27 protein-coding genes are annotated in these 26,358 nt (G+C 60.4%); 11 read left to right on the top strand and 16 right to left on the bottom strand.

Features of this window, described 5'->3' with window-relative positions; all coding sequences use genetic code 11:
* Positions 1–68: 68 nt before the first annotated feature.
* The 3 genes from CRD15_RS05270 to CRD15_RS05260 all read right to left on the bottom strand — a co-directional run bounded on the left by CRD15_RS05270 (position 69) and on the right by CRD15_RS05260 (position 4,239).
* Positions 69–1,076: an ABC transporter substrate-binding protein gene (locus CRD15_RS05270; protein ID WP_034971081.1), complete on the bottom strand. Its 1,008-nt coding sequence runs from the start codon at positions 1,074–1,076 to the stop codon at positions 69–71.
* A 95-nt stretch (positions 1,077–1,171) separates the two neighbouring features.
* Positions 1,172–2,839 (bottom strand): amino acid adenylation domain-containing protein, encoded by a 1,668-nt coding sequence (locus CRD15_RS05265; RefSeq protein ID WP_034972471.1) that lies wholly within the window; start codon positions 2,837–2,839, stop codon positions 1,172–1,174.
* Positions 2,836–4,239 carry a SidA/IucD/PvdA family monooxygenase gene (locus CRD15_RS05260; protein WP_237744166.1) on the bottom strand — a complete coding sequence of 468 codons (1,404 nt, stop codon included), beginning with the start codon at positions 4,237–4,239 and terminating at the stop codon, positions 2,836–2,838. Before CRD15_RS05260 ends, CRD15_RS05265 begins: the two co-directional genes overlap by 4 nt.
* Positions 4,240–4,449: 210 nt before the next feature.
* Between CRD15_RS05260 and CRD15_RS05255 the strand changes: the two genes are divergently transcribed.
* The 7 genes from CRD15_RS05255 to CRD15_RS05225 are packed head-to-tail and all read left to right on the top strand — an operon-like array spanning position 4,450 to position 12,740.
* Positions 4,450–5,103 (top strand): GNAT family N-acetyltransferase, encoded by a 654-nt coding sequence (locus tag CRD15_RS05255; protein WP_230580193.1) that lies wholly within the window; start codon positions 4,450–4,452, stop codon positions 5,101–5,103.
* On the top strand, positions 5,100–6,125 hold the full coding sequence (locus CRD15_RS05250; RefSeq protein WP_187402089.1) for an iron ABC transporter permease: 1,026 nt from the start codon (positions 5,100–5,102) through the stop codon (positions 6,123–6,125). Before CRD15_RS05255 ends, CRD15_RS05250 begins: the two co-directional genes overlap by 4 nt.
* A complete protein-coding gene (locus tag CRD15_RS05245) occupies positions 6,125–7,228 on the top strand; it encodes an iron chelate uptake ABC transporter family permease subunit (protein WP_034971076.1) in 1,104 nt (367 codons plus the stop codon). Before CRD15_RS05250 ends, CRD15_RS05245 begins: the two co-directional genes overlap by 1 nt.
* Complete coding sequence (locus tag CRD15_RS05240) at positions 7,225–8,100, top strand: ABC transporter ATP-binding protein (protein ID WP_034971075.1); 876 nt, start codon at positions 7,225–7,227, stop codon at positions 8,098–8,100. The genes CRD15_RS05245 and CRD15_RS05240 overlap by 4 nt, the downstream gene beginning before the upstream one ends.
* 29 nt (positions 8,101–8,129) lie before the next feature.
* Entirely contained in the window at positions 8,130–8,972 is an 843-nt protein-coding gene (locus CRD15_RS05235; RefSeq protein WP_049780521.1) for a 2,3-dihydro-2,3-dihydroxybenzoate dehydrogenase, read from the top strand.
* A 37-nt stretch (positions 8,973–9,009) separates the two neighbouring features.
* A complete protein-coding gene (locus tag CRD15_RS05230; RefSeq protein ID WP_187402088.1) occupies positions 9,010–12,516 on the top strand; it encodes an isochorismate synthase in 3,507 nt (1,168 codons plus the stop codon).
* Positions 12,516–12,740, top strand: a complete 225-nt coding sequence (locus CRD15_RS05225) for a phosphopantetheine-binding protein (RefSeq protein ID WP_034984987.1) — start codon at positions 12,516–12,518, stop codon at positions 12,738–12,740. The genes CRD15_RS05230 and CRD15_RS05225 overlap by 1 nt, the downstream gene beginning before the upstream one ends.
* Before the next feature lie 396 nt (positions 12,741–13,136).
* Here the strand turns inward: CRD15_RS05225 and rpsQ are convergent, their stop codons facing one another.
* From rpsQ to rpsJ, 11 genes are read right to left on the bottom strand one after another with little or no spacing between them, the layout of a single operon-like run.
* The gene (gene rpsQ, locus CRD15_RS05220) at positions 13,137–13,430 is read right to left on the bottom strand and encodes a 30S ribosomal protein S17 (protein WP_034971073.1); all 294 of its coding nucleotides are present in this window, start codon (positions 13,428–13,430) and stop codon (positions 13,137–13,139) included.
* Positions 13,427–13,660 (bottom strand): 50S ribosomal protein L29, encoded by a 234-nt coding sequence (gene rpmC, locus CRD15_RS05215; protein ID WP_005291954.1) that lies wholly within the window; start codon positions 13,658–13,660, stop codon positions 13,427–13,429. The genes rpsQ and rpmC overlap by 4 nt, the downstream gene beginning before the upstream one ends.
* Positions 13,660–14,076, bottom strand: coding sequence for a 50S ribosomal protein L16 (gene rplP, locus CRD15_RS05210; protein ID WP_034971072.1), 417 nt, complete (start codon positions 14,074–14,076; stop codon positions 13,660–13,662). Before rplP ends, rpmC begins: the two co-directional genes overlap by 1 nt.
* Positions 14,077–14,081: 5 nt before the next feature.
* The gene (gene rpsC / locus CRD15_RS05205; protein ID WP_005291959.1) at positions 14,082–14,825 is read right to left on the bottom strand and encodes a 30S ribosomal protein S3; all 744 of its coding nucleotides are present in this window, start codon (positions 14,823–14,825) and stop codon (positions 14,082–14,084) included.
* Positions 14,825–15,187 (bottom strand): 50S ribosomal protein L22, encoded by a 363-nt coding sequence (rplV, locus tag CRD15_RS05200; protein ID WP_005291960.1) that lies wholly within the window; start codon positions 15,185–15,187, stop codon positions 14,825–14,827. The genes rpsC and rplV overlap by 1 nt, the downstream gene beginning before the upstream one ends.
* A 2-nt stretch (positions 15,188–15,189) precedes the next feature.
* Positions 15,190–15,468 (bottom strand): 30S ribosomal protein S19, encoded by a 279-nt coding sequence (gene rpsS, locus CRD15_RS05195; protein ID WP_005291963.1) that lies wholly within the window; start codon positions 15,466–15,468, stop codon positions 15,190–15,192.
* A gap of 16 nt (positions 15,469–15,484) precedes the next feature.
* On the bottom strand, positions 15,485–16,327 hold the full coding sequence (gene rplB, locus CRD15_RS05190; RefSeq protein WP_187402087.1) for a 50S ribosomal protein L2: 843 nt from the start codon (positions 16,325–16,327) through the stop codon (positions 15,485–15,487).
* 39 nt (positions 16,328–16,366) lie between these two features.
* A complete protein-coding gene (gene rplW / locus CRD15_RS05185; protein ID WP_005291980.1) occupies positions 16,367–16,672 on the bottom strand; it encodes a 50S ribosomal protein L23 in 306 nt (101 codons plus the stop codon).
* Complete coding sequence (gene rplD / locus CRD15_RS05180; RefSeq protein WP_011274166.1) at positions 16,669–17,322, bottom strand: 50S ribosomal protein L4; 654 nt, start codon at positions 17,320–17,322, stop codon at positions 16,669–16,671. The genes rplW and rplD overlap by 4 nt, the downstream gene beginning before the upstream one ends.
* Entirely contained in the window at positions 17,319–17,975 is a 657-nt protein-coding gene (gene rplC / locus CRD15_RS05175) for a 50S ribosomal protein L3 (protein WP_005291985.1), read from the bottom strand. The genes rplD and rplC overlap by 4 nt, the downstream gene beginning before the upstream one ends.
* Before the next feature lie 47 nt (positions 17,976–18,022).
* Positions 18,023–18,328 carry a 30S ribosomal protein S10 gene (gene rpsJ / locus CRD15_RS05170; RefSeq protein ID WP_010120790.1) on the bottom strand — a complete coding sequence of 102 codons (306 nt, stop codon included), beginning with the start codon at positions 18,326–18,328 and terminating at the stop codon, positions 18,023–18,025.
* Positions 18,329–19,067: 739 nt separating this feature from the next.
* Between rpsJ and CRD15_RS05165 the strand changes: the two genes are divergently transcribed.
* From CRD15_RS05165 to CRD15_RS05150, 4 genes are all read left to right on the top strand, one after another.
* Positions 19,068–19,934: a sortase gene (locus tag CRD15_RS05165; RefSeq protein ID WP_255463749.1), complete on the top strand. Its 867-nt coding sequence runs from the start codon at positions 19,068–19,070 to the stop codon at positions 19,932–19,934.
* Between the two features lie 143 nt (positions 19,935–20,077).
* Positions 20,078–20,854: a hypothetical protein gene (locus CRD15_RS05160; protein ID WP_187402086.1), complete on the top strand. Its 777-nt coding sequence runs from the start codon at positions 20,078–20,080 to the stop codon at positions 20,852–20,854.
* A 206-nt stretch (positions 20,855–21,060) separates the two neighbouring features.
* Positions 21,061–21,408: a hypothetical protein gene (locus CRD15_RS05155; RefSeq protein WP_187402085.1), complete on the top strand. Its 348-nt coding sequence runs from the start codon at positions 21,061–21,063 to the stop codon at positions 21,406–21,408.
* A complete protein-coding gene (locus tag CRD15_RS05150; RefSeq protein ID WP_187402084.1) occupies positions 21,405–22,163 on the top strand; it encodes a GntR family transcriptional regulator in 759 nt (252 codons plus the stop codon). The genes CRD15_RS05155 and CRD15_RS05150 overlap by 4 nt, the downstream gene beginning before the upstream one ends.
* Before the next feature lie 142 nt (positions 22,164–22,305).
* On the opposite strand, the gene tuf is transcribed toward CRD15_RS05150, so the two are convergent.
* Both tuf and fusA read right to left on the bottom strand, forming a co-directional pair.
* A complete protein-coding gene (gene tuf, locus CRD15_RS05145; protein ID WP_187402083.1) occupies positions 22,306–23,496 on the bottom strand; it encodes an elongation factor Tu in 1,191 nt (396 codons plus the stop codon).
* 487 nt (positions 23,497–23,983) lie between these two features.
* Complete coding sequence (gene fusA, locus CRD15_RS05140; protein WP_187402082.1) at positions 23,984–26,098, bottom strand: elongation factor G; 2,115 nt, start codon at positions 26,096–26,098, stop codon at positions 23,984–23,986.
* Positions 26,099–26,358: the final 260 nt, after the last annotated feature.

Here is a 26,358-nt window from a genome sequence, read left to right as displayed (position 1 = left end):
GCATAAGAAAACACCCCACGCTGCCACACCGGGCGACACACTCGCGAGGGGTGCTGGAGAAAAAGAGACTAAGAGATCTTTTTCAAGGTAGGCTTGACCTGCTCCAAGACCCATGCACGGGACAGGGCGGTCGGCGTGTTCAGGCCGGCAACCACAGCCTCGTTACCCGCCAGGGTGGCGCCGGACTGGACCTGTGGCAGGTCTGAGTAGCCCGGGATCTTCTCCACCTCCGCGATGTCACCGGTGCGGTTATAGATCACCATGAAGTCCGCAGCCAGGGCGGAGACGTTTTCTGGCGACAGAGTCACGCGCCCCTGCTTTACCTCAATAGAACCGTCGGTCAGAGATTCCGGGAACTTCATACCCAGGTCGTAGATGAAGGAGGCTCCTGGATCCTTCGGGTCGGCCACAGCTCCAAAGGATCCCTGAGCGAACTGGGAGACCACACCGGTCTTACCCTCGATATTCGGCAGCTCGGACTTCGCATCGGAGAAGACTTTCTCATCCTGGTCGATGACTTCTTGAGCTTTATCTTCCTTGTTGAAGATCTTGCCGAGCTCCTTCAGCTGCGACTTCCAGCCGATCCCCTCACCCTCGGTGCCAATACCACCCAGAGTGGGCGCGATCTCGGAGAGCTGTGCGTAGTTATCCTCGGAGATCGTCCAGTAGTCCCCGACGATGAAATCCGGAGCAGCGGCGGCGATCTCTTCCTTCGGCAGAGTCTTGAAATCGGTCTGCTTGATAATCTCCACGCCATCCAACTTGCCGTCGCGCCACGGGGCATTCATGTCCTTAGCAGACACCACCACGGCGGAGGGCTTGATGCCCATAGCCAGCAGGTTGTCGATGGCTGGACCAATGGCAACGACGCGCTCGGGGTTTACGGGGTATGTGTCTTCCCCCCTGGCGTGCTTGATGTTGACTTCGGAGGCATTATCGCCGGAATTCGCTGCGGAGTTTGCGCCTGAGGAAGTATTTTCCGCCTTGTCATCTGCATCGGAGCTGCAGGCTCCCAACACCAGGGTAGTGGAGAGCACGGCGACGCTGAGCGCACGGACAACGTTTGAGTTCTTCATTCTGAATGGGTTTCCATTTCACTAAACGAACAAGATTAGGTAAGGCTACCATTACCTAGGATAGGCTAACAAGGGTAATCTGAGACTTTTTTAACTTAATTTGGATCGGGGAGGGCGCGACGATTCAGCTTCCCATTACTGCTCAGCGGCAATGCCTGGAGAGTCACTACACGGCTGGGAACCATGTACTCCGGTACCGATTCGCGCAGCACAGCAGCCACCTCCGTAGGCGGTAGCACCACTGCTTCCTGATCCCACACCACATAGCCCACCAGCACTGATGAATCCTCGCCAACGACACGACTGGCCGCCTGCCGCACACCAGGAACCCGTCGCAGCGCCGCATCCACCTCTCCCAACTCCACTCGGTTGCCCCGGATCTTCACCTGGTCACCCACCCGACCTACGAATTCCAGCAACCCCGCCTGGTTCCATCGTGCTAGATCTCCGGTGCAGTACATACGGCCGCCATCGACCTGTGGGCACCAACTGGGCACAAAAGATTGTGCCGTTAGCTCCGGGCGGCGCCAATAGCCAGTAGCCACCTGCACCCCGGCAATGCAGAGCTCACCCACCTGGCCCGGATCGGTAACCTCTTTCCCATCCTCATCGCGCAGATAACAGCTCACATTGTCTTGAGGCAGACCCAACAGCGACGGTTGCCGACCATCCCCCGCGCTGTATCCCGCCAGCTCAGCCAGCAATTCCTCGGTATATTCAACCCACAGCACATCCATCGCGGCCTCCGTGGGCCCATAAAGTCCATGCACCCGGCAACCAATCTGTCGCAGGCACCGTTCTGCCAGCGCACTGGGCACAGCCTCGCCACCTAGCAGCAGATGCTTGAGCCCAGCCAACCTTTCCAGAGGCTCACCCATGTCGTCCATGACATCCAACAGCGTGCCGAGCATACTCGGCACCATCGACAGCACACTGACCTGGTAATCCACCAGCAAATCCAAAAAGCCATCGATATCCCCCATCCACCACTGTGAATCGGGCATCACCACCGTTCCACCATTAGCCAGGGGGTTCAGGATCTCCGCGATACCCACATCAAACACCGCCGGCGCCTTCTGCAGCACACGAAGTTCCTCGCCAGGCCCCACGATCCGGGCGCTCCATTCCAAATGGCAGGCTACGCCACGGTGAGTATTCACCACCGCCTTCGGCCGCCCGGTCGAACCTGAGGTGAACGTGATGTAACAGGGATCCTCCGGGCAAATGTCCGTGTTCACATCCAACAGCGCACCGCTCCCCTGCAGCGGGCCACCCGATTCATCTATATTTTCGCGGTCACACTCTGCGCCACCAACCCACACTTCAGCGGCGCAAGCTTCGGCGACGACTCGGCGCAGCTCCTGTTCCGCAGACTGCTCCACACCGAGCAACATCACCAGCTCCGGCTGAAGATCTTCCAGCTGCCAACGCAAACGCTCTGTTGGAGAATCCACCTCCAATGGACAATAGACTGCGCCCGAGTGAAGAATCCCTGCCACCATTACCGGTAGCCGAGTATCCCGGCGCGCCAGTACCGCGATCCGGTCCCCTCTACCCAGCCCACGGCTGCTAATATTGCCGGCCACTCGACTGGCACCTCTAGCCAGTCCTGGCCAAGTAATGGCCCCAGCAGGCCCCGTAACCGCTAGCCGCGGGCTACCTACCCCACACTCCTGGACTGCTGCACAGATCATCGCATCCACCGTGGCATAGCGCTGCTCCACTCGGCGGCCATGAGGCCGCGGTGCTGGAAATGCACTCATGAACGCACCTCCGCCCGAACCCCAGCCTGCACCCCAGCTCGCATGCCAGCCTGCACATCGGCGGCATTATCGCCCAGGCCGTCCCCTACACCGAGCCCAGCTACTACCCGATCGGAAAGCTCGCCCAGGCAGCTCAGGTTCGCAAACCCCGGCCCCTGGCGCATACCTGCCAGTGCCGGAACAAACAGGTGCGGAACCAATCCCTCCACTGCCAGATCTGCCCCAATACTGGCCTCCCAGGCCGGAACGGAGCTCAGCGCTGCATCGGACTGGTTGCCTAGTGCGCGCTCCAGGAGGAGACGCACCTGTGGCGTCATCACATCACAGAACCACAAGGGCCTACCACCGCGAGCGTCAATGACGAGATCGCACAGCTCGGTGTAGGAGCCACACACTTCATCATCAATATGCACCCGCAGTCGAAAATCAGCGTCCGGCGAGCTCGCCAGCTCCACACGGCGGACAACGCCACGGCGATGTGCCACGCGATCATCGGAATCTAACACCTGCTGCACCCGCACAGAAAGCACCCCACGGTCGGTTCTGCGGATGAAGTCTCTACGCGCTGCTTCGCTGAGTGTCACCCATTTGCGCGGATCTGTATACAACTCGTTTTCGAATTGACTCTCCCCACGACTAAACATCGTGGCCAGGGGCGATACGGCCAGAGCTTCCTCAATATTGAGGTGAATTAGCTGGTCCAACACGGAAGCTGCAGATTCCCCAGTACCGATCACCACAACACGAGGGACCTCGGGGAGGCTTCCACGCGCCTTGAGATCCCAAAATTCTGCCACAGAGAGCACACCCGGAACATCCGAAATTTTGCCGTCGCTACGGCCAGGGCCGGTAACGAGCACACTATCGGCCTCCAGAGTGAACTCGGCGCCACGTGTGTCCTCGGCAGTGAGGCGCCACCGGTAGGGCTGGGAGGCAGTGCCGGTGGCCGTGCCCGTAGGGCTAGTGGCACTACTTTCAGTGGTCACGTCGAGTAGCCGCACCGTTGCTGGAACCACCCGCATTCCCATCTTTTGCGCCGCCCACTCCAGGTAGCTAGCCCACAGGTAGTGCGGTGGGTTGGGGTGGCCACGGTCGATCCAAGAGGCATAACGATCCGACTCCGTAAGGAAGCGCACCCAGCTAAGCCCCAGCATGCTCCGGTCCACGGCCTCGTTGAGCTCGCCCGCGATGCGCGTGCGGTAGGGAAATCCCAGATCTTTATCGGGCGAGGTTCCCAGCAACTGCCGCCCGTCCGTCCACCCACCGCAAGGCTTCCAATTACCGCCAATGCCGTGCGGATCCAGCACGGTTACTTCCGGGGTTGGAACGCCCAGACTGCGCAGAGCGTGGAGTTTCGCATGAACGGCTAGCGCTTTTGGCCCCGCTCCGATGATCGCCAATGATTTCAACTTACCATTCCCTTACCAAGTGAAGGCTTACCTTACACATAGACGGTAGTATGCTTACCCATGATTGACAATGACCCCCAGCAACAGCCTGAGTCACTGCTCACAGGAAGCCCCCAACCCCGCCCGGAGGAAATACTGGCCCGGTTGCGCCACGACATCCCGACAGCGGATTTCCTCCCTTCCCCGCCACCGTTACCGCAGATGAAACCCCCCTTTTCCCTACGCCCTGCGGACCCAGATCCCGAATCTTCCGATGCCGATCTGGTGGCCGAGTGGATGTCCCGCCCTCACTTGCGCGAGACGTGGGAACAACCCTGGCCAGCCGAACGCTGGCGCCAGGACTGGGTCGCAAAAACTCACACCACCTACGCTCGCGCCGCAATACTGTCCTATTCGATACCCCGCTCCCCCCACATCCGGGCTGCAAAGGAAGCCACGAGGGGCGATGCCTCCGCAGCTCCTACACCGTCTGACGAGAATGACGCCACAACCCCGGTGGGGTACGTGGAAATCTATCGCCCACACCGGGACGAGATTGGCAGCAGCTATCTCTCTCAACCCCACGACCTGGGAGCCCATATCGCAATCGGCAAGCCAGAACTGACTGGCCATGGGATCTTCTCTTCTTTTCTGAGCGAGCTGGCCGCAGCACTGCTAGAGCAAGACCCGCAGTGCCAGCTGGTGCTTGGCGAGCCGGACTATCGCAACACCCGCACGCACCGGGCGCTGGCCAAGGCCAGTTTCCAAGATTTCGGCGAGCGACAGCAGCGGGCAGACCGGCGCGTACGGTTGTTCGGCTTAACACGGCCTAGCGCAGGGCGTGAGCCGCAACAGCGATTGGAGGCCACGCCATGAGTGTGCGCACCAGCCGCCTAGTGGGTCTGGGGGTACTACTCCTACTGGTCGTCAGTGGCACGATCTGCAGTTTCCTGTACGGCGCCCGTTCCATCCCCGCAGAGGACGTGTGGGCTGCACTTCGGGATCTCCCGGCTACCAGTAGCTCCCCGGAGGAGGTTCCAGTCAACCAACGCGTGGTCGCCGAGCTGCGCCTGCCACGCACCATATTGGCCATTATCGTGGGCGCGGCACTAGGCGTAGCCGGCGCCCTAATCCAGGGACATACCCGCAATCCCCTGGCGGATCCGGGGATCCTGGGAATCAGTTCCGGCGCGGCACTGAGCGTGGTGGCTAGCTACGCCCTGTTGGGCATCAGCGCGCCTTGGGCGACTGCGGTGGTTGCCTTCCTTGGTGCAATCGCAGCCACGGCGCTGGTCTTCGGCCTAGCTTCCGCGGGCAGAGCCACGGTAAATCCCCTGACCCTCGTGCTGGGCGGAGCCGCGCTGTCGGCAGTGCTAAGTGCCATCACGAGCGCCTTCGTTCTCACAAGTGAAAACAACCTGGATAGGATGCGCTTCTGGACCGTCGGTTCCCTAGCGGGCCGGGATATGAACATCGCGCTCAGCGTCTTGCCGTTTGTGGTTCTGGGGTTGATCCTGGCCTTTGCCACGGGCCCGCAGCTGAACATCCTAAATCTGGGCGACGACGTGGCTGCTGGCTTAGGTATCAACACTGCGGCCGCGCGACTAGGTGGCATGGGCATCATCGCACTGCTGGCAGGTGCAGCCACTGCCGCTGCAGGACCGCTGGGCTTCATCGGCCTGGTGGTACCCCATATCGTCCGAGCCCTCACCGGCCCGGATTACAAGTGGATTCTGCCGTACTCCGCGCTAGCCGGTGCAGCACTACTTCTTTACGCGGACGTGGTGGGGCGCCTCATCGCCCGGCCCGGCGAGCTCCAGGTGGGCATTGTGCTGGCGTTCGTGGGTGCACCGTTCTTCATCGTCTTGATTTACCGAAAGAAGGTGGCGACGCTCTGATGGGGCTCAACAAGACTTCGCGCAATAGGCTCACCGCTACCGAGCGGGTTCCAGGCCGTCCGGCATTCAGGATCGGACCAATCTCCTTCGTTTGGCGCCCACGAGTGCTGCTTGTATGCCTCATTGCCGCGGCCCTTATCGTTTTCTTGGGAGCATTTTCCATTGGACTAGGTGATTTCCCCATCTCCGTTTCCCGAGTGCTGGAGGTTGTCTTCCGCGGGGAGGGAAGCCGCGTGGAAAGGCTAGTGGTCCTGGACTGGCGCATGCCCCGTGTGGCAACCGCCATCGCGGTCGGCAGTGCTTTGGGACTGTCTGGCGCGCTAACTCAGACAGTCACCCGCAACGCACTGGCCAGCCCGGATATCCTTGGTATCACCACGGGCGCCTCAGCCATGGCCGTGACGGTCATCGTCCTCGGCGGTGGCAGCGGATTTCTCGGCTGGCTGTCCGGAATCGGAATCCCTCTGGCCGCACTACTAGGGGCGATACTCAGCGCTACAGCGATCTGGACACTGGCGTGGCGGCGCCAGGCGGATTCCTACCGACTAGTGCTCTTTGGCATCATCATCACCGCGCTGCTCAGTTCCTACATCAATTTCCTTATGATCCGCTCGGAGCTACGGAATGCTACCCAAGCGCAGTTCTGGCTCACAGGCTCCTTGGCCACAGCGGGCTGGAATACCACCATCCCGATGGTGATCCTGGTGATCGCGTGCTGTCCCCTACTGGCCTGGATCGGCTACCAGGCGCTGGCCACCACTTTGGGACCCGATCTGGCTCGGGCACTCGGCCAGCGGGTCAACGGTGTACAGGTCGCGATGCTGGCGCTGGCCGTGGCCCTAGCTGCGGTAGCAGTCTCCGCCGCCGGCCCCATCGGCTTCGTCGCCTTCGTAGCACCCCAGGTGGCTCTTCGAATGTGCGGCGTACCCACCCCACCGCTTGCGGCTTCGGCGCTCACCGGTGCAGTACTGCTGCTGGGGGCGGACATCGTCACCCAAGCGATTCTGCCGGTGGAACTTCCGGTGGGCATTGTGACCTCCGCCCTAGGTGGCATCTTCCTCATCTATCTGCTCGTTCAACGCACTAGGAGCACAGACGCATGACCTCTTCCACACCCCAGCCAAATACAGCACAGCACAACACGGCACTACCAAATGCAGCACAGCCAAGCGACACCAGCGGCGTAGTTGCGTCCTCGATCACGGTAGGCTACGGCGAGCGCACCATCATCCGCGACCTTAGCGCCACGTTCCCGGCGGGCAAGATTACTACCATCGTGGGGCCCAACGGCTGCGGTAAGTCCACATTGCTGCGTGCCATGTCCGGCCTACTTGACCTCAATACGGGAACCGTTCGTGTGAATAACCAGGACATCACGGCCATGAAACGCAAGGAGGTCGCCCGACTATTGGGCGTACTTCCCCAATCGCCCGTGGCCCCAGAGGGCCTGCTGGTCTCCGATCTGGTAGCTCGCGGGCGGCACCCACACCAGGCGTGGTTCCGGCAATGGTCTTCCACGGACGAAGGGGCGGTACTCGAGGCCCTGGAGCAAACAGATTCCAAGGATCTTGCTAACCGCACGCTGGATGAACTCTCTGGCGGCCAGCGCCAGCGCGTGTGGATTTCCATGGTGTTGACGCAGAACACCGACATCCTTTTCCTCGACGAGCCGACCACCTACTTAGACCTGGCGACTTCCGTGGACATCTTGGAACTGGTTGAGGACCTGTGCCAACGGCTTGGCCGCACCGTGGTTATGGTGCTGCACGATCTAAATCTTGCGGTGCGTTATTCCGATTATCTAGTGGTCATGAATGAAGGCCAGGTGATGGCCTCCGGTTCGCCTTCGGAGATCATTACTGCAGAGCTACTGCAGCGGGCTTTCGACCTGCGAGCACGGGTGATCGAAGATCCGGAGACTGGAGACCCGCTCATCATCCCTCTCAAAAAATCCAGAAATAACACCCTTGATTAGCCTAACCTAAGTCGATTACAGTGTCCGCTATGGATTTCAACATTCCTCCGCACCTAGCCACACGGCAGCCAACCGAGTCGCCGCCGGAGCAAGCGCAACTACAACAAACGGTGATCGTGACAGGTGCTGCTGGAGGCATCGGCCGCGAGTGTGTGCGCCTGCTACGACAGAACGATCACACCGTGATCGGCTGGGATCTACCGGAAGTAGACATCACCTCTTCAAACCCGACTGACCCACGCAGCGTGGAAAGCCACCTGTCGAAAGCACTGGCAGCTCACGGGCACATTGATGCACTCATCCACTGCGCGGGAACCTTAATCCCAGATAGCGCACTGACGGGCCCCACGGCAGTTGACACAGTTGACACAGTCTCGGGTATCGGTACGGACCCCGACGAGACCGGAGCCTGGGAAAACAACTTCGCTGTCAACGTCACCGGCTTAGCCCGCACATGCTCCGCAATCGCCCAGCACATGGTGGATCGCGGCACTGGAGCAATTGTGGCAGTGACTTCCAATGCAGCAGCACAGCCCCGGGCACGCATGGCCTCCTATGGAGCTTCCAAAGCGGCAGCGACCGCCTGGTTGAAAACTCTGGCGCTAGAGTGCGCCCCACACGGGGTGCGCTGCAACAGCGTATCCCCTGGTTCCACAGACACCGCGATGCTACGCACCAGCTGGCACGGCGAGGATCGAGCCGCGCAGACCCTTGCCGGTGTACCGGAGGACTACCGGTTAGGCATCCCCTTACAACGCATCGCGCAGCCAGAAGATATCGCGGCAGCATGCCTCTTTCTTATCTCCCCTGCAGCCTGCCACATCACCATGCACGACCTCCGTGTTGATGGTGGCGCCACCCTAGATGCCTAGCCTCTGTACCCCACCAGCCCAACGAAAGGTTATCTCTATGGCGATTCCACCCATTTCGCCCTATCCCATCCCCACTCCATCCACCACACTGCCCGCCGATTGTCCGGCGAGATCCTGGGCCCTGGAGCCCGCACGCGCAGCACTTCTGGTGCACGACATGCAGAAGTACTTCCTAGCTGCCTATGACTGGAACAAAGAACCGCTACACTCGGCGCTCGCCAACATCGCGCGCCTCATCACCACGGCGGATCAGCTGGGTATTCCTGTGTTCTATTCCGCCCAGCCGCCGCAACAGCACCCCACCCGACGAGGGCTCTTAAGCGATATGTGGGGACAAGGTTTACAAACAGCCGAGGAAGCGTCGATCATCAAAGAGTTGGCGCCAGGCAAGCATCACCAGATACTCACGAAGTGGCGCTATTCCGCATTCGAGCGCACGGACCTTTACCAGTCGCTGGCTTTCGCTCGGCGGGATCAGCTAATTATCACCGGGGTATATGGCCACATGGGCTGCAAGGTCACCGCGGTGGATGCGTTTATGAAGGACATTCAGCCGTTTGTGATCACGGACGGCATTGCGGATTTCACGGCACAGGACCACCAGGAAACGATTGATTGGGTAGCCAAGCGCTGTGGAAGAAGCCTGGATACGGCCAGCGCGCTGAAACAGCTGGGGGTGCATGATGGTCCGCCCAGTGGGGAGGCTAGTGGCCCACCCAGCTTTGTCATGAGCGACAGCGACCAGACTCTGACAACCTGCGGCGTCAAAACTCGTTATGGCACGGTAGAGCAAGCCGCCGCAGCACTTCGTAGGGCGGCGAAGGCAGGACGGGAAGACGTCGTGGTGGGAGCGCTGCCCTTCGATCCAGACACAGCACCGGTATTGCTGGCCCCCGAGAGCTTTCAGCGGCACACGGGAGCGCCGCGTTGGAAGACGGCTCCATTGGTTCCCGACGTGGTGGACATCTCACAACGCCCCAGCCTGCAAGAGCATGGCCGACGGGTTAGCCGTGCCGTGGAGGCGATTGGGCGTGGCGAGTTTCAAAAGGTGGTGCTTTCCCGCGAGGAGGAGTACACGCTGGCTAGCCCTGTGGAGCCGGAAGCCCTGCTACGAGGGTTCATGGAAACCTCCGCCACGGGGCACGGGCACCTGGTAGCTACAACTAACGGCCCCGAAGAAGCTTTCTTCGTGGGATCTAGCCCGGAGCTACTGATCCGCAAGGAAGGCGCGCGGATTGTTTCCCACCCGCTGGCCGGAACTATCGCTCGATCGGAGGACCCGGTGACGGACTGGGCGCGGGCAATTGAGCTCACGCTCTCCCACAAAGACATCGCCGAGCACCGCTTCGTGACCACGGCCATCCGGGAGGTTCTTGAACCCCTGTGTACTCAGCTACACGTTCCGGAATTACCCACGCTGACCGCCACGTCGCATACCTGGCACCTAGGAACCCATATCGAAGGCACGTTGCGGAACCCTGATACCTCCGTTCTGGAGTTGGCTGCGTTGCTACACCCCACTCCGGCAGTCAATGGAGCACCGTCCGCTGCTGCGTTGGACTTTTTGCGCCAGCAGGAGCCGGAGCGGGGTCTGTACGGCGGCGCCATCGGATACGCAGATTCCCACGGCGATGGCGAGTGGCGGGTAGCTATCCGAAGTGCCACGGTTCAAGGCTCCCAAGTGTCTGCCCGAGCCGGCGGCGGAATCGTTGCCGAATCCCAGCCAGACCAGGAGATCGAGGAAACCAACTTCAAACTCGGTCCGGTGCGTGCGCTGTTGGGACTGGCCGCAAAGGGAGATACAGAAGGCACCGCGCAGCCCCCGTCAGCACACATAGCGCCCAATCCCGAGCCCCACCTCAGCCCGCTTAACGGAAGCCACGGCCCAGAGGTACTGGCCAACCACATGCCCCGTACCCTCGCGCAGGAATACCACCGTCAGGGAATATGGACCCACCACACTCACTGGGATGTCTTCCAGCAAACGGTTGCCACCTTTCCCAATCGACCCGCCACGACGGACCGCCACCGCAGCCTGTCCTGGCACGAACTAGACAACAGCGTCGAGACCGCCGCCCACTACCTTCACCAAGCCGGAGTACGCCGGGGCGATGGCTGCATCCTGCAGCTTCCCAATAGTGTGGTGTTCCTCGAAACTCTCTTGGCATTATGGAAGCTCGGCGCCATTCCCATCTTCGCCTTGCCTGACCTCGGATCCACGGAGGTGCGCCACTTCGCCAGCCACGCGCCAGCACGCTTCTACATCAGCACGTTGCGCCCCGATCGGCACCTTGCGGGCGTCCACGCCACGCTACAAGAGCCGCTGGACGATGGCCGCACTGTTCGAGCGATCCTCATCGACGAGACCGCCGAATCTCCCTGGGCTACCGAATCAACGGGGCACTCGGAGGCTGCAAACGAAGAGTCACCTGCCCCTCCAACCGCCGATGTAGAAGCAGACGAGCTTGCGTTCCTGCAGCTCTCCGGTGGCACGACCGGCCTACCGAAGCTAATCCCGCGAACCCATGCGGATTATCTCTATTCGATCCGTTGTGCGTTGCAAGCCTGTGACTTGGAGACGGAATCTTGCCTGCTCGTCGCTTTGCCCGCGGCGCATAACTTCACTCTCAGCTCGCCGGGAATTCTGGGTGCGCTGCTGCGCGGAGCGCACATCGTTTTCGCCAATTCACCGATGCCCAGCGATCTGCTGCCTGCCATTGACCACCACGGTGCGACTCACCTCGCCCTGGTACCTCCGGCGGTACTGGGCATTCTCAACGCACCGGCCCGCGATCGCCACGACCTACGCACTCTGCGCACGCTATGGGTGGGTGGGGCGAAGCTATCTGCCGAGGTGGCCCGCCGCATCCGGCCGGAACTCGACTGCCAACTGCAACAGGTTTTCGGCATGGCTGAGGGACTCGTAAACTTCACACCGTTAAACGCCTCGACCGAGGAAATAATCAATACACAGGGTCGCCCCATGAGCAGCCACGATGAGATTTGCATTGTTGATGACGCCACGCTCCCCCTCCCCGAAGGCCACCCCGGACACCTACTCACCCGCGGGCCGTACACGATCCGGGGCTATCACCGTGCTGAAGAGATCAACTCTAGGGCATTCACCGAAGATGGCTTTTACATTACTGGCGACATCGTCACCGTCGACGATAGTGCTCTGACGGTTGTCGGCCGGGCAAAGGATCAGATCAACCGCGGTGGGGAAAAGGTGGCTCCGGAAGCAGTCGAAAACGCGTTGCTCAGCCATCCGGATATCCACGATGTTTCGGTGGTTGGCACTCCGGACGACAATCTGGGCGAAGCCATCACGGCCTATGTGATCCTGAGGGATGGGGTGGATGATCTAACGCCACTTGCTGTCCGGAAGCATGCTCGGGCTGCCGGTATCGCGCGGTTCGCAGTACCGGACCACGTGCACATCGTGGAGGAGTTCCCCACCACCGGGGTGGGCAAAGTGAATAAACGAATCCAACAGAACAACGCAGATAGCACGGCCGAACGGAAGATTGAGGTAGCGAACTAATGGAACCAATCACTGAAGACCAGTTGCGCGGATGTGTAGCCGAGACGATGAAGATGGAGCCAGCGGAGATCGAGGTTTCCGAGGAACTCTATGACCAGGGTATGAACTCTCTGCAGCTAGTTACGGTTCTCACTTGGCTGCAGGAGAAAGGCTACGATGTGAGCTTCGCCGACTTAGCGGAGGATACTCGGCTGACGGCCTGGATCGAACTGCTGGATAGTTAAGCTAGATGTGGGTCTAGGCGGGCAACAGGCTGACACCCGAACAGATGCAGGTGGGTGTGGCATGACTCGGTCACGTGTACACGCGGACGCACCGTGAGGGTCTCCACTCGCCATGGTCCACCCTCCAAACCTCACCCGTGCCTCCACTCTCCACGCTCAACGCTGCACTTTCCACGGGTCATCCGGGACAAATGTCCTAAACGCCCCGAAGTTAGACCCCCACGCCGGCAGTTACCTACCTCCGCTACATCCCAACAGCATTTGTCCCCTGCGAGGGCGTTAGCAAGAAACGAAAAAGACCCCCTACCACAGCAAAGTGCGGGAGGGGGTCTAGCGCTACAGCCGCCTAAGCAGCCGTAGCTGCCATAGCAGGCTGAGCTCTCAGAGCTGCAGGGACTAGCGAGCCTTCTCGATGATCTCGGTCAGACGGAAGTGCTTGTCCTTGGACAGCGGGCGGGTCTCCTCGATGCGAACGCGGTCGCCTACGCCGGCGGTCTCGTTCTCATCGTGGACCTTCACGCGGGAGTTACGGCGCATGATCTTGCCGTACAGTGCGTGCTGCTTGCGGTCTTCGAGCTCGACCACGATGGTCTTGTTCATCTTGGTGGAAACAACGTATCCGGAGCGAACCTTGCGGGCGCCCTTCTCGTTCTTCACAGCTGCGTTGTCATTCACGGTTGCCTCACTCATGCTGCGTCACCACCCGGGTTGGTAGACAGCCCGAGCTCACGCTCGCGCAGGACGGTGTAGATGCGGGCGATGTCGCGCTTGACAACACCCAGACGACGGTTGTTGGTCAGCTGGCCGGTCGCAGCCTGGAAGCGAAGGTTGAACAGTTCTTCCTTCGCCTCACGCAGGCGGGTGGTCAGCTCTTCGTTGTTGAGCTCGCGGAGCTCATGTGCCGGAGTTCCGGTAGCCATTAGAACTGATCCTCCTTCTTCACGATGCGAACCTTGCAGGGCAGCTTGTTACCAGCACGGCGCAGTGCCTCGAGGGCGATCTCCTCGTTCGGGTAAGAGGCCTCGAAGAGGATGCGACCCGGCTTAACGTTAGCAACCCACTTCTCCACCGGGCCCTTACCGGAACCCATACGCACGCCGAGCGGCTTCTGGGTCAGCGGACGATCCGGGAAGATGTTGATCCACACCTTGCCGCCACGCTTCATGTGGCGGTTAATGGCGATACGAGCGGACTCGATCTGACGGTTCGTGATGTAGGTCGGCTCCAGGGCCTGCAGGCCGTAGTCGCCGAACGTTACGCGGTTGCCGCCCTTGGACACGCCCCGACGGGTCGGGCGGTGCTGGCGACGGTACTTAACGCGCTTCGGGATAAGCATTTGTCTTAGCCCTCCTGCTTCTGCTCAGCGCGCTGGCGACGTGCGCCACCGCGACGTGGACGCTCGCGACGGCCGCGAGACGGGCGCTCGTCGCGTGCATTCATCAGGCTCTCGCGACGGCCACCGACGACGTCACCCTTGTAGATCCACACCTTGACGCCGATGCGTCCGAAGGTGGTGTGGGCCTCGTAGGTGCCGTAGTCGATCTCAGCGCGGAGGGTGTGCAGCGGAACGCGACCCTCGTGGTAGCGCTCGGTGCGGCCCATCTCCGCGCCGCCCAGGCGACCGGAGCAAACAACCTTAATGCCCTTGACCTGCGGCTGGCGCATAGCGCCCTGGATTGCCTTGCGCATAGCGCGGCGGAAGGCAACGCGGTTGGTCAGCTGCTCAGCGATGGACTGTGCCACCAGCTGTGCGTTGGCATCGATGTTCTTAACTTCGAGGATGTTCAGCTGAACCTGCTTGCCGGTGAGCTTCTCCAGCTGGCCGCGGATGCGGTCAGCCTCGGAGCCACGACGGCCGATCACAATGCCCGGGCGGGCAGTGTGGATGTCAACGCGAACCCGGTCATGGGTGCGCTCGATGACAACGTTGGCGATGCCGGCGCGGTCAAGACCCTCGGACAGGAAGTCGCGGATCTTGATGTCCTCGGCGAGGTAATCAGCGTACTGCTTGTCGGCGTACCAGCGGGAGCGCCACTCGGAAGTGATACCCAGCCGGAGGCCGTGGGGGTGGATTTTCTGGCCCACTACTGAGCACTTCCCTTCTGGCTCTCGACGACCACAGTGATGTGGCTGGTGCGCTTGCGGACGTGGAATGCACGACCCTGGGCGCGGGGACGGAAACGGCGCATGGTCGGGCCCTCGTCGGCGTAAGCCTCAGAGACGACCAGCGTCTGCGGATCCAAGCCGAAGTTGTTCTCGGCGTTGGCGGCGGCCGAAGCAACGACCTTCGCGACCGGCTCGGAAGCGGCCTGCGGAGCGTACTTCAGGATCGCCAGTGCGTCCTCGACGGACTTGCCACGGATCGTGTCGATCACGCGACGTGCCTTCATCGGAGTGACGCGGACGAAACGCGCGGTTGCGCGTGCGGTGGTTACGGTGTCAGACATGATTATCGACGACCCTTCTTGTCGTCCTTGACGTGACCCTTGAAGGTCTTCGTAGGAGCGAACTCACCTAGCTTGTGACCGACCATGGAATCGTCGATGAACACCGGTACGTGCTTACGACCGTCGTGGACGGCGAAAGTGTGGCCGATGAAATCGGGAAGAATGGTCGAGCGACGGGACCACGTCTTGATGACGTTCTTGTTGCCCTTTTCGTTCTGAGCGTCCACCTTCGCAAGGAGGTGTTCGTCGACGAATGGGCCCTTCTTCAGGCTGCGTGGCATTCTCTACTACCTCCTCTTAGCGCTTCTTGTTCTTGTTGGAGCGACGACGGCGAACGATCATCCGGTCGCTAGGACGGTTCGGCTTGCGGGTGCGTCCCTCAGGCTGACCCCAAGGAGACACAGGGTGACGACCACCGGAGGTCTTACCCTCACCACCGCCGTGCGGGTGGTCAACCGGGTTCATAACAACACCACGGACGGTCGGGCGAACGCCCTTCCAGCGCATACGGCCGGCCTTGCCCCAGCGGATGTTGATCTGGTCAGCGTTGCCGACCTCGCCGATGGTGGCGCGGCAGCGGATGTCAACGCGACGGATCTCGGTGGACGGCATACGCAGGACTGCGTACTTGCCTTCCTTACCCAGCAGCTGGATGGAGGCACCAGCGGAACGAGCCATCTTGGCGCCGCCGCCCGGCTTCAGCTCCACAGCGTGGATGGTGGTACCGGTCGGGATGTTACGCAGCGGCAGGTTGTTACCAACCTTGATGTCTGCGTTCGGGCCGGACTCCAGCAGGGCACCCTGCTGCAGGCCACGCGGGGCGATGATGTAACGCTTCTCGCCATCGCGGTAGTGCAGCAGTGCGATGTTAGCGGTGCGGTTCGGGTCGTACTCGATGTGAGCAACCTTAGCCAGCACGCCGTCCTTGTCGTTACGACGGAAGTCGATAACGCGGTAGCGGCGCTTGTGGCCACCACCCTTGTGACGGGTCGTGATGTGGCCGTGAACGTTACGACCACCGGTCTTCGACAGCGGGCGCAGCAGAGACTTCTCAGGAGTCGGACGGGTAATTTCCGCGAACTCGGAGACAGAACTCTGGCGGCGACCCGGCGTAGTCGGCTTGTACTTACGAATAGCCATACTCTTGCTTCCTCTTTACCTTTCGGTATCCGGCCGCCCTTAGGCGGTCGCTCCACCGAAGATGTCGATCGGATCGCTGCCGGCGACCAGGGTCACCATGGCGCGCTTGGTTGCCTTGCGCTGGCCGTAGCCGGTGCGGGTGCGCTTACGCTTGCCCTCACGGTTAACGGTGTTAACGCTGGCGACCTTCACACCAAAGATCTGCTCGACGGCAATCTTGATTTGGGTCTTGTTAGAGCTGGGGTTAACCAGGAACGTGTAAACGTTCTGCTCCATCAGGCCGTAGGACTTCTCAGATACGACCGGGGCGATGATGATATCGCGAGGATCAGCTACAGTGCTCACTTTGCCTCCTCCTTGGTCTTATCAGCGGCGTTGATGAAAGCGTTCAGTGCCTCCACGGAGAACACAACGTCATCTGCGTTCAGAACGTCGTAGGTGTTCAGCTGGTCATTGACCAGGGTGTGCACCTGCGGCAGGTTGTTCACAGACTTCCATGCGGTGACGTCTTCGCGGGTCAGGACGACCAGCACGGACTTGCGGTCCGTCAGACGCTCGATGAAAGCGCGTGCAGCCTTGGTGGACGGGGTCTGGCCCGGGACCAGCTCCTCGACCACGTGGATGCGGTCGTGACGCACGCGATCGGTCAGGGCGCCACGCAGAGCGGCGGCCTTCATCTTCTTCGGGGTGCGCTGGGAGTAGTCGCGCGGCTGCGGACCGTGAACCGTGCCACCACCGGTGAAGTGGGGAGCGCGGATGGAGCCCTGGCGAGCACGACCGGTGCCCTTCTGGCGGAATGGCTTACGGCCACCGCCGGACACCATGCCACGAGTCTTCGTAGCGTGGGTACCCTGGCGCTTTGCTGCGAGCTGAGCGGTAACGACCTGGTGCATCAGGGCGACGCTTGCCTCTGCATCGAAGATGGATGCGGGCAGCTCGACCGTGCCGTTGGTCTTACCGTCAGCGGTGTGGACATCAAGCTTTAGATTGCTCATGCGTGTGCACCGCCCTTCACTGCGGTCTTGACAACGACGAGGCCGCCGTTGACACCCGGAACTGCGCCCTTGATCAGGAGCAGGTTGGACTCTGCGTCGACCTTGGCAACCTTCAGGTTCTGCTGGGTAACGCGGTCGTTACCCATGCGGCCTGCCATGCGCTTGCCCTTGAACACGCGGCCGGGGGTGGCTGCCTGTCCAATGGAGCCCACGCGGCGGTGAGCAGCCTGGTTACCGTGTGCAGCACCCTGGCCGGCGAAGCCGTGGCGCTTCATGCCACCGGCGTAGCCCTTACCCTTGGTGGTGCCCGTCACGTCGACGAACTTGACATCGTTGAAGATGTCGACGGTGACGTCCTGGCCAACCTCGTAGCTGGATGCGTCTGCAACGCGGATCTCAGCGACGTGGCGGCGCGGAGTCACGCCAGCCTTCTTGAAGTGACCAGCGGCAGGCTTGTTGACCTTGCGCGGGTCGATCTCGCCGAAGGCGATCTGTACGGCCTCGTAGCCGTCGGTTTCCTTGGTACGCACCTGGGTAACGACACAAGGCCCAGCCTCGACGACGGTAACCGGTACAACACGGTTCTCTTCGTCGAAGATCTGGGTCATGCCGAGCTTCTTGCCCAGGATGCCCTTGATCTCAATATCACTCATAGTTTCTCTTCCGCTGCCGTTTTCAGTAGTTCAGACTCTTTTGCCGCTTACTGAATGTTGACGTCGACGCTGGCCGGAAGATCGATGCGCATCAGAGCGTCAACGGTCTTCGGGGTTGGGTCGAGAATGTCGATCAGACGCTTGTGCGTACGCATCTCAAAGTGCTCGCGCGAGTCCTTGTACTTGTGCGGAGAACGGATGACGCAGTACACGTTCTTTTCAGTTGGCAGTGGCACTGGGCCGACAACACGAGCGCCGGTACGGGTTACCGTCTCGACGATCTTCTTGGCAGAAGCGTCGATAGCCTCGTGATCGTAGGCCTTGAGCCTAATGCGGATCTTCTGTCCCGCCACGCTTGTCCTCTTCCTTCAAAGCGCACCTGCTGCCTGAACAGCGGGTTAGCACGCTTTTTGTCTGTCTTAGTCTTAACGCTGTCCGGCCTTGGGGCCTGGTCCAGTCGCCAGTGTCGCTTGTGTCTTACATTTACTTGTTTGTGCCATCGATGGACGCGGGTCATTTGGTTTTAATGAACACACGCCATACGCACTTGGGTTAACAAGTCTTTGTAACAACACCCGGTTCCCGCCCCTGTTGGTTCCACGTCTGGCCTTAACTAATTAAGTCCTCATATATGGAGCCAAGCTTGGAAGCGTGTTCCGCGCTTTGTCGGAAGGATTTCCTTCGCTTACTGCCGCTGTTCATTTACCATGCCCCATCCTCCGGCACCCGCGGTCGGGCGTGTCGCCTTTCCGCTTTTTAAGTACCGCACAGCAAAGCAGCCTCGCCACAATCCTTGGAGGATCATTTTCGCGAGGTTCTTCACCGACGATGGATCATGCTCACTTCACCATCGACACCTTCTTGGTTCAGCCTGGCTTCACCCGACTGGCCTCATGTGCCGTGTTAAAGCAACGTCAAGTATTGAACCACACCGGGCGCGCCGAAACCAAATCACTACTCTCTTTTCTTATTGACGCCCCAACGCGCCCACCTGCTTTTACTCCAGAAGGGCCACGGAGCACTACAATCACCACAAAGTTGAGATTGATGATGGATGGCCTAAAGGTGGCGTCATCTAAAGAAGGAACAATAATGAGCGACCCCCGCAACTCACGTCGCCCTTCCCCAGGCCCGACGCGCCATCCGATACCGCCATCTACTTCGGCGCGTCCTGCGGCGCCGCGACACGCTACGACACGACCCCAGCGTCGGGCGCACGCGGGAGGCAACATCCGTAGGCGGCAGGCACCCAAACACCGTAAGCAAAAAACCCCTCAGGATAAGAGGCGGCTTATTGCGCGCATTGGCGCCGCGATCTTCGCCACGCTCATTGTCCTCGCGCTGTGGCCGCACGACTCGTCCGTCAAGCCTCCGGAAGGTCTGGAATCCAACGAGGTTGTTGCGGAACAGTCGCCCACTATTCCGCCGGCCGCAGCTCAAGAGATGTTTATTCCGGCGATCAACGTGCATGCGAACTTTGAGGAGGGTTCGTGCCGAGTCAAGGACGGGGCCATCGACCCGGACACTTTGGATAAGGCATGCACGTACACCGCGCCTGATCGCCCGTATTCACTACCTGGAACGAATGCGCCAGACATCGTGGTAATTGCAGGCCACACCGGCGCAGGTGTACCTGCTGTATTCAACGACCTATACGACGGGACGGCAGATCGCCATAGAGTTGCCGTGGGCGACAAGCTGTATATCCGCACAGCCGAATCTGGAGACAACTGGCTGGTCTATTCCGCATCCGACCTGCACGATCCCAGCAAGGATGCGCTATCGAAGGATCCACAGATTTGGGGGGACGGCCCCATGCCGGGCCGACTACTGACGATTAGCTGCATCCAGCCCGCGAACCCCCTTGCCTCTGCCGTGCGTAATGCTGTTGTGGGTTGGCAATATCAGGGAACTTCCAGCACCGCTAGCGCTCCCCACCCTGGGCAATCGGGTCAGTAGAAGCACTACCCCCAGAATGCGCTAAATCTCATTAACTTAGAAAAAGATGTGACAAATGTTAAGGACGGGTCTAATGTTACTCGTGTTAATGCCTTCGCTGTTTGGTGGGCATTGCGCACGACCTATTTCTTGAAGGAGATAACATGAAGCGTTTCTCGCAATCCCTGACCGCAGTCGCAATGGCTGGCGCCCTCACTCTCGGCGGCGCAACTGTTGCCCAGGCTCAGATTCCCGCTACGGAGACTGATTCTGCCGAGGACACCAACATCCCGGCCCCGGCCACCAAGCAGGATGACGAAGGTAACACCTGGTACCAGAGCACGCAGGATCCGAGCGTTTACGTGAAGGATCCCAACAAGGCAAACGAGCCGATCACCGACCAGATGCGTGCAGACTACAACAAGGCCTTCGGCGTCCCGACCGAAGAGGGCATCCCGGCTCCGGCCACCAAGAAAGACAAGTTCGGCAACACCTGCTACCAGCACCTGCAGGATCCGAACGTCTACGTGAAGGATCCCAACAAGGTCAACGAGCCGATCACCGATGAGATGCGCGCAGAGTGCCAGGAGTTCGACAAGAAGCAGCTGGCTTGGCTGGCTCTGCCGGCTGCCCTGATCATCGGCGGCATCGTCTGGCACCTGGCTAACGACGGCAAGACCTACGTCAAGGACGAGAACAGCAAGGAAGCTCCGTCTGCCGAGGAGAAGGCAGCTTCCGACAAGATGCTGCAGGAAAACAAGGACGAGGTCATCGCCCAGGGCGGCCAGCTGGCCGGCCAGGACGCTGGCGCTGCCAACACCGACCGCGGCATGCTGGCACAGACCGGCTCCAACACCGCTGCTCGCGGCCTGGCTGCCCTGGCTGTCCTGGCTATGGTCGCAGCTGGCGCGTTCGCCGTTCGCCGCAAGATCTTCGCTTAAGCCGAAGCCCTAAGGCACGTATCCCCAAGGGGACACGCGCGCTAGAAACCAGCCCACCTTCCTTGGCCTAGTAGCCGATGCAGGTGGGCTTTTCCATGTACCGGCAGCGCCTCTCCCCCATTGAGGCAGCCCACAACTACAATCGCCACACAAATGAGATTTGAAGGCGAATGGCCGCAGGTGGCGTCCACAACAGAGGAACTGCATTGAGCGATTACCGCAGCAACCCCGAATACCAACGCCAACGGCGCGCACTAGTTCGGAAGCACCACCCCGACGCAGGTGGGACGGATGCCGAACTGATCGAGGCGCTGCGGGTACTCGACGAAAGCTGGGATCGGCGGGCACGCCTACGCCGCCAGGTCCAGGAACACCGGCCAAGCTTCATCTCCGAACAGAGAGCGGAACAGGCCATGGACGCAGCCGAGCAGGCCGTCGGGATGGCAGAGAACCTCGCACGTAGCGCCGGACGATTTGCGGGGAACATCAGGAACACGGTCATAAACAAACTGCCGGAAGAGTTTCGCCGCGGATACAGAGAGGGCGACAAATGACCACCCGCTACGAGCAAATCGCACGCGAACTGCGCGAGGAAATCCGTAGCCAAAAGCTACGCGTTGGGGAACCCATACCCAGCGAGAAAGCCCTTGCAGACCGCTTCGACGTTGCCCCCGGCACCATGCGCCAGGCGCTGAATGTACTGGTCGACGAAGGCATCCTGAGTTCGAAACGCGGCGCGCGCAAAGTAGTCATGCGCATGCCGGCGCGCTTCCCCGAGATCTCCAAGTTCCGCAGCTTCGCTCAATGGGCTTACAGCCGCGGACGCACGCCAGGCGGACACGTCATCTCCCAGGAATGGGCAGAGCAGACCGAACAGGATGCCGAGCTTCTGCGCGTTCCCCCGGGCGAACAAGTACTCACCGTGCTGCGTGTGCGCACCATCGACGGTTCCCCCATCATGCTGGAACGCACCCGCTACCCGGCCTGGGTCGGCACCAAAGTCGAGCCGATGGATCCGACTTGCCCTTCGGTGACCAACGAACTGGCCTCCCGCCACAACGTCCACTTCTTTGCTGCCGACAACGTGTTCTCCGCGGCGAAGGCGGGCGAGGTAGACGCGCGCTGGCTGCCTCTCGATGCCGGCGACCCCGTACTGGTCCACCGACGCTTGTCGCGCGATGCGAAGGGCACGCCGTTGGAGATGAGTGAGGATCGCTATATTGCGGACGCCCTCAGCCTCGCCGTGCCGACGTCTGGCAAGAACAACACGCTCAGCTGGACTACGTTGAATCGCTTCCCCTGGGACTAGCCCTGGGACTAGCCCTGGGACTAGCTTCCCTAGCGCTACCGGCGCCCGTTGCCATAGCAAAAGCCCCGGATTCCTTTCGGAACCCGGGGCTATAACCGTTTAGCGCCTAAGCGCTAAGCGGCGATCAGCTGCGTAGTTAAGACTACTTGGTGATCTTGGTAACGCGACCAGCGCCAACGGTGCGGCCACCCTCACGGATAGCGAAGCGCAGGCCCTCGTCCATAGCAACCGGCTGGATCAGGGTGACGGACATGTCAACGTTGTCGCCCGGCATAACCATCTCGGTGCCCTCCGGCAGCTTCACAACACCGGTAACGTCGGTGGTGCGGAAGTAGAACTGCGGACGGTAGTTGTCGAAGAACGGGGTGTGGCGGCCGCCCTCGTCCTTGGACAGAACGTAGACGGAGCCTTCGAACTCGGTGTGCGGGGTGTACTCGCCCGGCTTAGCGATGATCTGGCCACGCTCAACGTCCTCGCGCTTCAGGCCACGCAGCAGCAGTGCAGCGTTGTCGCCGGCCTCTGCGGTGTCCAGCAGCTTGTTGAACATCTCGATGGAGGTAACGGTGGTCTTCTGGGACTTCTCGCGGATACCCAGGATCTCGACCTCGTCGTTCAGGTTCAGGATGCCACGCTCAACACGGCCGGTAACAACGGTACCGCGACCGGTAATGGTGAAGATGTCCTCAACCGGCATCAGGAACGGCTTGTCGGTCTCGCGCTCCGGATCCGGGATGGCGTCGTCGCAAGCCTGCATCAGCTCGAGAATCTGGTTAGCCCACTTCTCGTCGCCCTCCAGGGCCTTCAGTGCGGAGATGTGAACAACCGGAGCTTCCTCGTCGAAGTCCTGCTCAGCCAGCAGCTCGCGGACCTCCATCTCAACGAGCTCCAGCAGCTCCTCATCGTCAACCATGTCGCACTTGTTCAGTGCAACCAGGATGTACGGAACGCCAACCTGGCGAGCCAGCAGAACGTGCTCGCGGGTCTGCGGCATCGGGCCATCGGTTGCAGCAACAACCAGGATGGCGCCGTCCATCTGAGCAGCACCGGTGATCATGTTCTTGATGTAGTCAGCGTGGCCCGGAGCGTCAACGTGAGCGTAGTGGCGCTTCTCGGTCTCGTACTCAACGTGGGAGATGTTGATCGTGATGCCACGCTCCTTCTCCTCCGGCGCCTTATCGATGGCGTCGAAAGCGAAGGACTTGTTGGCCTCTGGGAACTTGTCAGCCAGAACCTTGGTAATCGCGGCAGTGGTGGTGGTCTTGCCGTGGTCGACGTGACCGATGGTGCCGATGTTTACGTGCGGCTTGGAACGCTCGAACTTAGCCTTCGCCACTTTGTGTCCTCCTGGACTGCTCGGTGGCTACGACTCTCGCAGCCACATTAACTTTTGTTGCCAACCAGTTGCCTTCCCGTCTGTTTCGGGTCGCCTACTGGCTAGTTTCTTACTTCTTGCCGAATTTCAGATTATCCGTGTAACGAACATCTTTGCCCCGACTTTGTGTTTCGAGGCCAGTCGCGCTACACGCGAACTGGGTAACGGCCAGCACACCGCATCCTACGTCACTTTAGTCATCTAGAAAAATTGACCGCCACGCTTGATCTGAAACCCCACGAACATTGGGGTAGCTTCCAGACCTGCAGCCATTCCTGGCCACGCAAGCAATCTATTTTTTTATTTGTTTATTGACGCAGGCCTACGCCGTGCTGACCCCTACCCTGCAAGGCCCCTCGCCCGTGCCTTCCCCCTTTAGACAACGCCCGTAGAGACGGGCGCCGAAGGGGCGTCACTAACAAGACACCTTGCTAGGGGTCTGCCTGTATTAGGCCTGACCGCCGTTACGCTCCGCGATGATGTCGGATGCGACGTTGGTCGGAACTTCACCGTAGGAATCGAAGATCATGGAGAAGTTAGCGCGGCCGGCAGTGCGGGAACGCAGGTCGCCGATGTAGCCGAACATCTCGGACAGCGGCACCTTTGCCTTCACGATCTTGGCGCCAGCGCGGTCATCCATGGAGGAGACCTGGCCACGGCGGGAGTTGATGTCGCCGATAACGTCGCCCATGTACTCCTCAGGGGTGATGACCTCAACGGCCATCAGCGGCTCCAGCAGAACCGGCTTTGCCTTGGCAACAGCTTCCTTCAGTGCCTGGGAACCAGCCAGCTTGAAGGCCATTTCGGAGGAGTCGACCTCGTGGTAAGCACCATCCAGCAGGGTGGCCTTGATGTTCACCAGCGGGAAGCCGGCCAGGTAGCCGTACTGCATAGCGTCCTGGATACCAGCGTCGACGGACGGGATGTACTCCTTCGGCACGCGGCCACCGGTGACCTCGTTGACGAACTCGTAGGTCTGATCGGAGCCCTCTTCCGGCTCGTACGGCTCGACAGCGATGATGACGCGTGCGAACTGACCGGAACCACCAGTCTGCTTCTTGTGGGTGTATTCCAGCTTCTCGACCGGCTTGCGGATGGTCTCGCGGTAAGCAACCTGCGGGTTACCGATGTTTGCCTCGACCTTGAACTCGCGGCGCATACGGTCAACCAGAACGTCCAGGTGCAGCTCGCCCATACCGCCGATAACGGTCTGGCCGGTCTCCTCGTCCAGCTTAACGGTGAAGGTCGGGTCCTCTTCCGCCAGCTTCTGGATGGCGGTACCCAGCTTCTCCTGGTCAGACTTGGTCTTCGGCTCGATGGCCACCTCGATCACCGGATCCGGGAAGTCCATGGACTCCAGGATGACCGGATCCTGGGCGTCACACAGGGTATCGCCAGTGGTCGTGTCCTTCAGACCAATGAAGGCGTAGATGTGACCAGCGGATGCGCGATCCACCGGCTGCTCCTTGTTGGAGTGCATCTGGAACAGCTTACCGATGCGCTCCTTCTTGTCCTTGGTGGAGTTCATGACCTGTGCACCGGACTCGACGGAACCGGAGTACACGCGGACATAGGTCAGCTTGCCGAAGAACGGGTGAACGGCAACCTTGAAAGCCAGAGCGGAGAACGGCTCATCCTTGGACGGCTTGCGCAGAACCTCAACCTCGGCGTCCTTAGCGTCGTGGCCCTTGATGGAGCCAACGTCCATCGGGTTCGGCAGGAAGTCGATCACAGCGTCCAGCATCGGCTGGATGCCCTTGTTCTTGTAGGCAGAGCCACAGTAAACCGGGTAGACCTCAGAGTTGATGGTCAGCTTGCGGATCTGTGCCTTCAGCTCGTCTACGGTGATCTCTTCACCAGCGAAGTAGCGCTCCATCAGCTCTTCGTCGGACTCAGCAACGGTCTCGACGAGCTTCTCGCGGTACTCCTCAGCCTTTTCCTTCAGATCCTCCGGGATCTCTTCGTAGGTCGGCTCCGCGCCGATCTCAACCTTGCCGCGCCATGTAACTGCACGCATGTTCAGCAGGTCAACGATGCCGTCGAAGTCATCCTCCGCACCGATCGGCAGGGCCATTACCAGTGGCTTTGCACCCAGGCGGTCGATGATGGTCTGCACGGTGTAGTAGAAGTCCGCACCCAGCTTGTCCATCTTGTTGACGAAGCAGATACGCGGAACGTCGTACTTGGTTGCCTGGCGCCAGACCTGCTCGGACTGCGGCTCAACGCCTTCCTTGGCGTCGAACACAGCAACGGCACCATCCAGAACACGCAGCGAGCGCTCCACCTCTACGGTGAAGTCCACGTGACCCGGGGTGTCGATGATGTTGATCTGGTTGCCTTCCCAGAAACAGGTGGTCGCGGCGGAAGTAATCGTAATTCCGCGCTCCTTCTCCTGCTCCATCCAGTCCATCGTGGAGGCGCCATCGTGGGTCTCACCGATCTTACGGTTGATGCCGGTGTAGAAAAGGATGCGCTCCGTGGTGGTGGTCTTACCAGCATCGATGTGCGCCATGATGCCGATGTTGCGGACCTTCTTCAGGTCGGTCAACGCTTCAAGTGCCACTGGGTTACCCCGCTCATTTCGTTGTTGAGCGACTTGGCCGAGGCTTCCATGATGTTCACATTGATGTTCAAAAGTGCCTTAAAAAGCCCCTGCAAGCCGCAGGTGATTACGTACTCGTTCTATTGTGCCAGCTTTGCGCCGTCAAGTCGCGTCGGGGGCCGGTTGTTTTCTAGTTGTTTTTCTAGATGACGCCCTCACGCGGTCAATAGCACTATAGCCCCACTGCCCTTTATAAAGTTAGGGCGGTGAGGCTATAAGGC

The sequence above is a fragment of the Corynebacterium sp. LK28 genome (assembly GCF_014335105.1).
In the GTDB taxonomy this organism is placed as follows: Bacteria; Actinomycetota; Actinomycetes; order Mycobacteriales; family Mycobacteriaceae; genus Corynebacterium; species Corynebacterium macclintockiae.
This window is presented reverse-complemented; position numbering and strand designations above follow the sequence as displayed.

What these genes read in the sequence shown, in the direction of transcription:
- CRD15_RS05245 (WP_034971076.1), top strand. Translation starts at nt 6,125, where the DNA reads ATGGGGCTCAACAAGACTTCGCGCAATAGGCTCACCGCTACCGAGCGG.
- CRD15_RS05265 (WP_034972471.1), bottom strand. Translation starts at nt 2,839, where the DNA reads ATGAGTGCATTTCCAGCACCGCGGCCTCATGGCCGCCGAGTGGAGCAG.
- rplV (WP_005291960.1), bottom strand. Translation starts at nt 15,187, where the DNA reads ATGTCTGACACCGTAACCACCGCACGCGCAACCGCGCGTTTCGTCCGC.
- rplP (WP_034971072.1), bottom strand. Translation starts at nt 14,076, where the DNA reads ATGCTTATCCCGAAGCGCGTTAAGTACCGTCGCCAGCACCGCCCGACC.
- CRD15_RS05250 (WP_187402089.1), top strand. Translation starts at nt 5,100, where the DNA reads ATGAGTGTGCGCACCAGCCGCCTAGTGGGTCTGGGGGTACTACTCCTA.
- CRD15_RS05270 (WP_034971081.1), bottom strand. Translation starts at nt 1,076, where the DNA reads ATGAAGAACTCAAACGTTGTCCGTGCGCTCAGCGTCGCCGTGCTCTCC.
- CRD15_RS05235 (WP_049780521.1), top strand. Translation starts at nt 8,130, where the DNA reads ATGGATTTCAACATTCCTCCGCACCTAGCCACACGGCAGCCAACCGAG.
- rplB (WP_187402087.1), bottom strand. Translation starts at nt 16,327, where the DNA reads ATGGCTATTCGTAAGTACAAGCCGACTACGCCGGGTCGCCGCCAGAGT.
- CRD15_RS05225 (WP_034984987.1), top strand. Translation starts at nt 12,516, where the DNA reads ATGGAACCAATCACTGAAGACCAGTTGCGCGGATGTGTAGCCGAGACG.
- CRD15_RS05160 (WP_187402086.1), top strand. Translation starts at nt 20,078, where the DNA reads ATGAAGCGTTTCTCGCAATCCCTGACCGCAGTCGCAATGGCTGGCGCC.
- CRD15_RS05230 (WP_187402088.1), top strand. Translation starts at nt 9,010, where the DNA reads ATGGCGATTCCACCCATTTCGCCCTATCCCATCCCCACTCCATCCACC.
- rplC (WP_005291985.1), bottom strand. Translation starts at nt 17,975, where the DNA reads ATGAGTGATATTGAGATCAAGGGCATCCTGGGCAAGAAGCTCGGCATG.
- CRD15_RS05240 (WP_034971075.1), top strand. Translation starts at nt 7,225, where the DNA reads ATGACCTCTTCCACACCCCAGCCAAATACAGCACAGCACAACACGGCA.
- CRD15_RS05165 (WP_255463749.1), top strand. Translation starts at nt 19,068, where the DNA reads ATGAGCGACCCCCGCAACTCACGTCGCCCTTCCCCAGGCCCGACGCGC.
- rpsQ (WP_034971073.1), bottom strand. Translation starts at nt 13,430, where the DNA reads ATGAGTGAGGCAACCGTGAATGACAACGCAGCTGTGAAGAACGAGAAG.
- rplD (WP_011274166.1), bottom strand. Translation starts at nt 17,322, where the DNA reads ATGAGCAATCTAAAGCTTGATGTCCACACCGCTGACGGTAAGACCAAC.
- CRD15_RS05255 (WP_230580193.1), top strand. Translation starts at nt 4,450, where the DNA reads ATGAAACCCCCCTTTTCCCTACGCCCTGCGGACCCAGATCCCGAATCT.
- CRD15_RS05150 (WP_187402084.1), top strand. Translation starts at nt 21,405, where the DNA reads ATGACCACCCGCTACGAGCAAATCGCACGCGAACTGCGCGAGGAAATC.
- rpmC (WP_005291954.1), bottom strand. Translation starts at nt 13,660, where the DNA reads ATGGCTACCGGAACTCCGGCACATGAGCTCCGCGAGCTCAACAACGAA.
- rpsS (WP_005291963.1), bottom strand. Translation starts at nt 15,468, where the DNA reads ATGCCACGCAGCCTGAAGAAGGGCCCATTCGTCGACGAACACCTCCTT.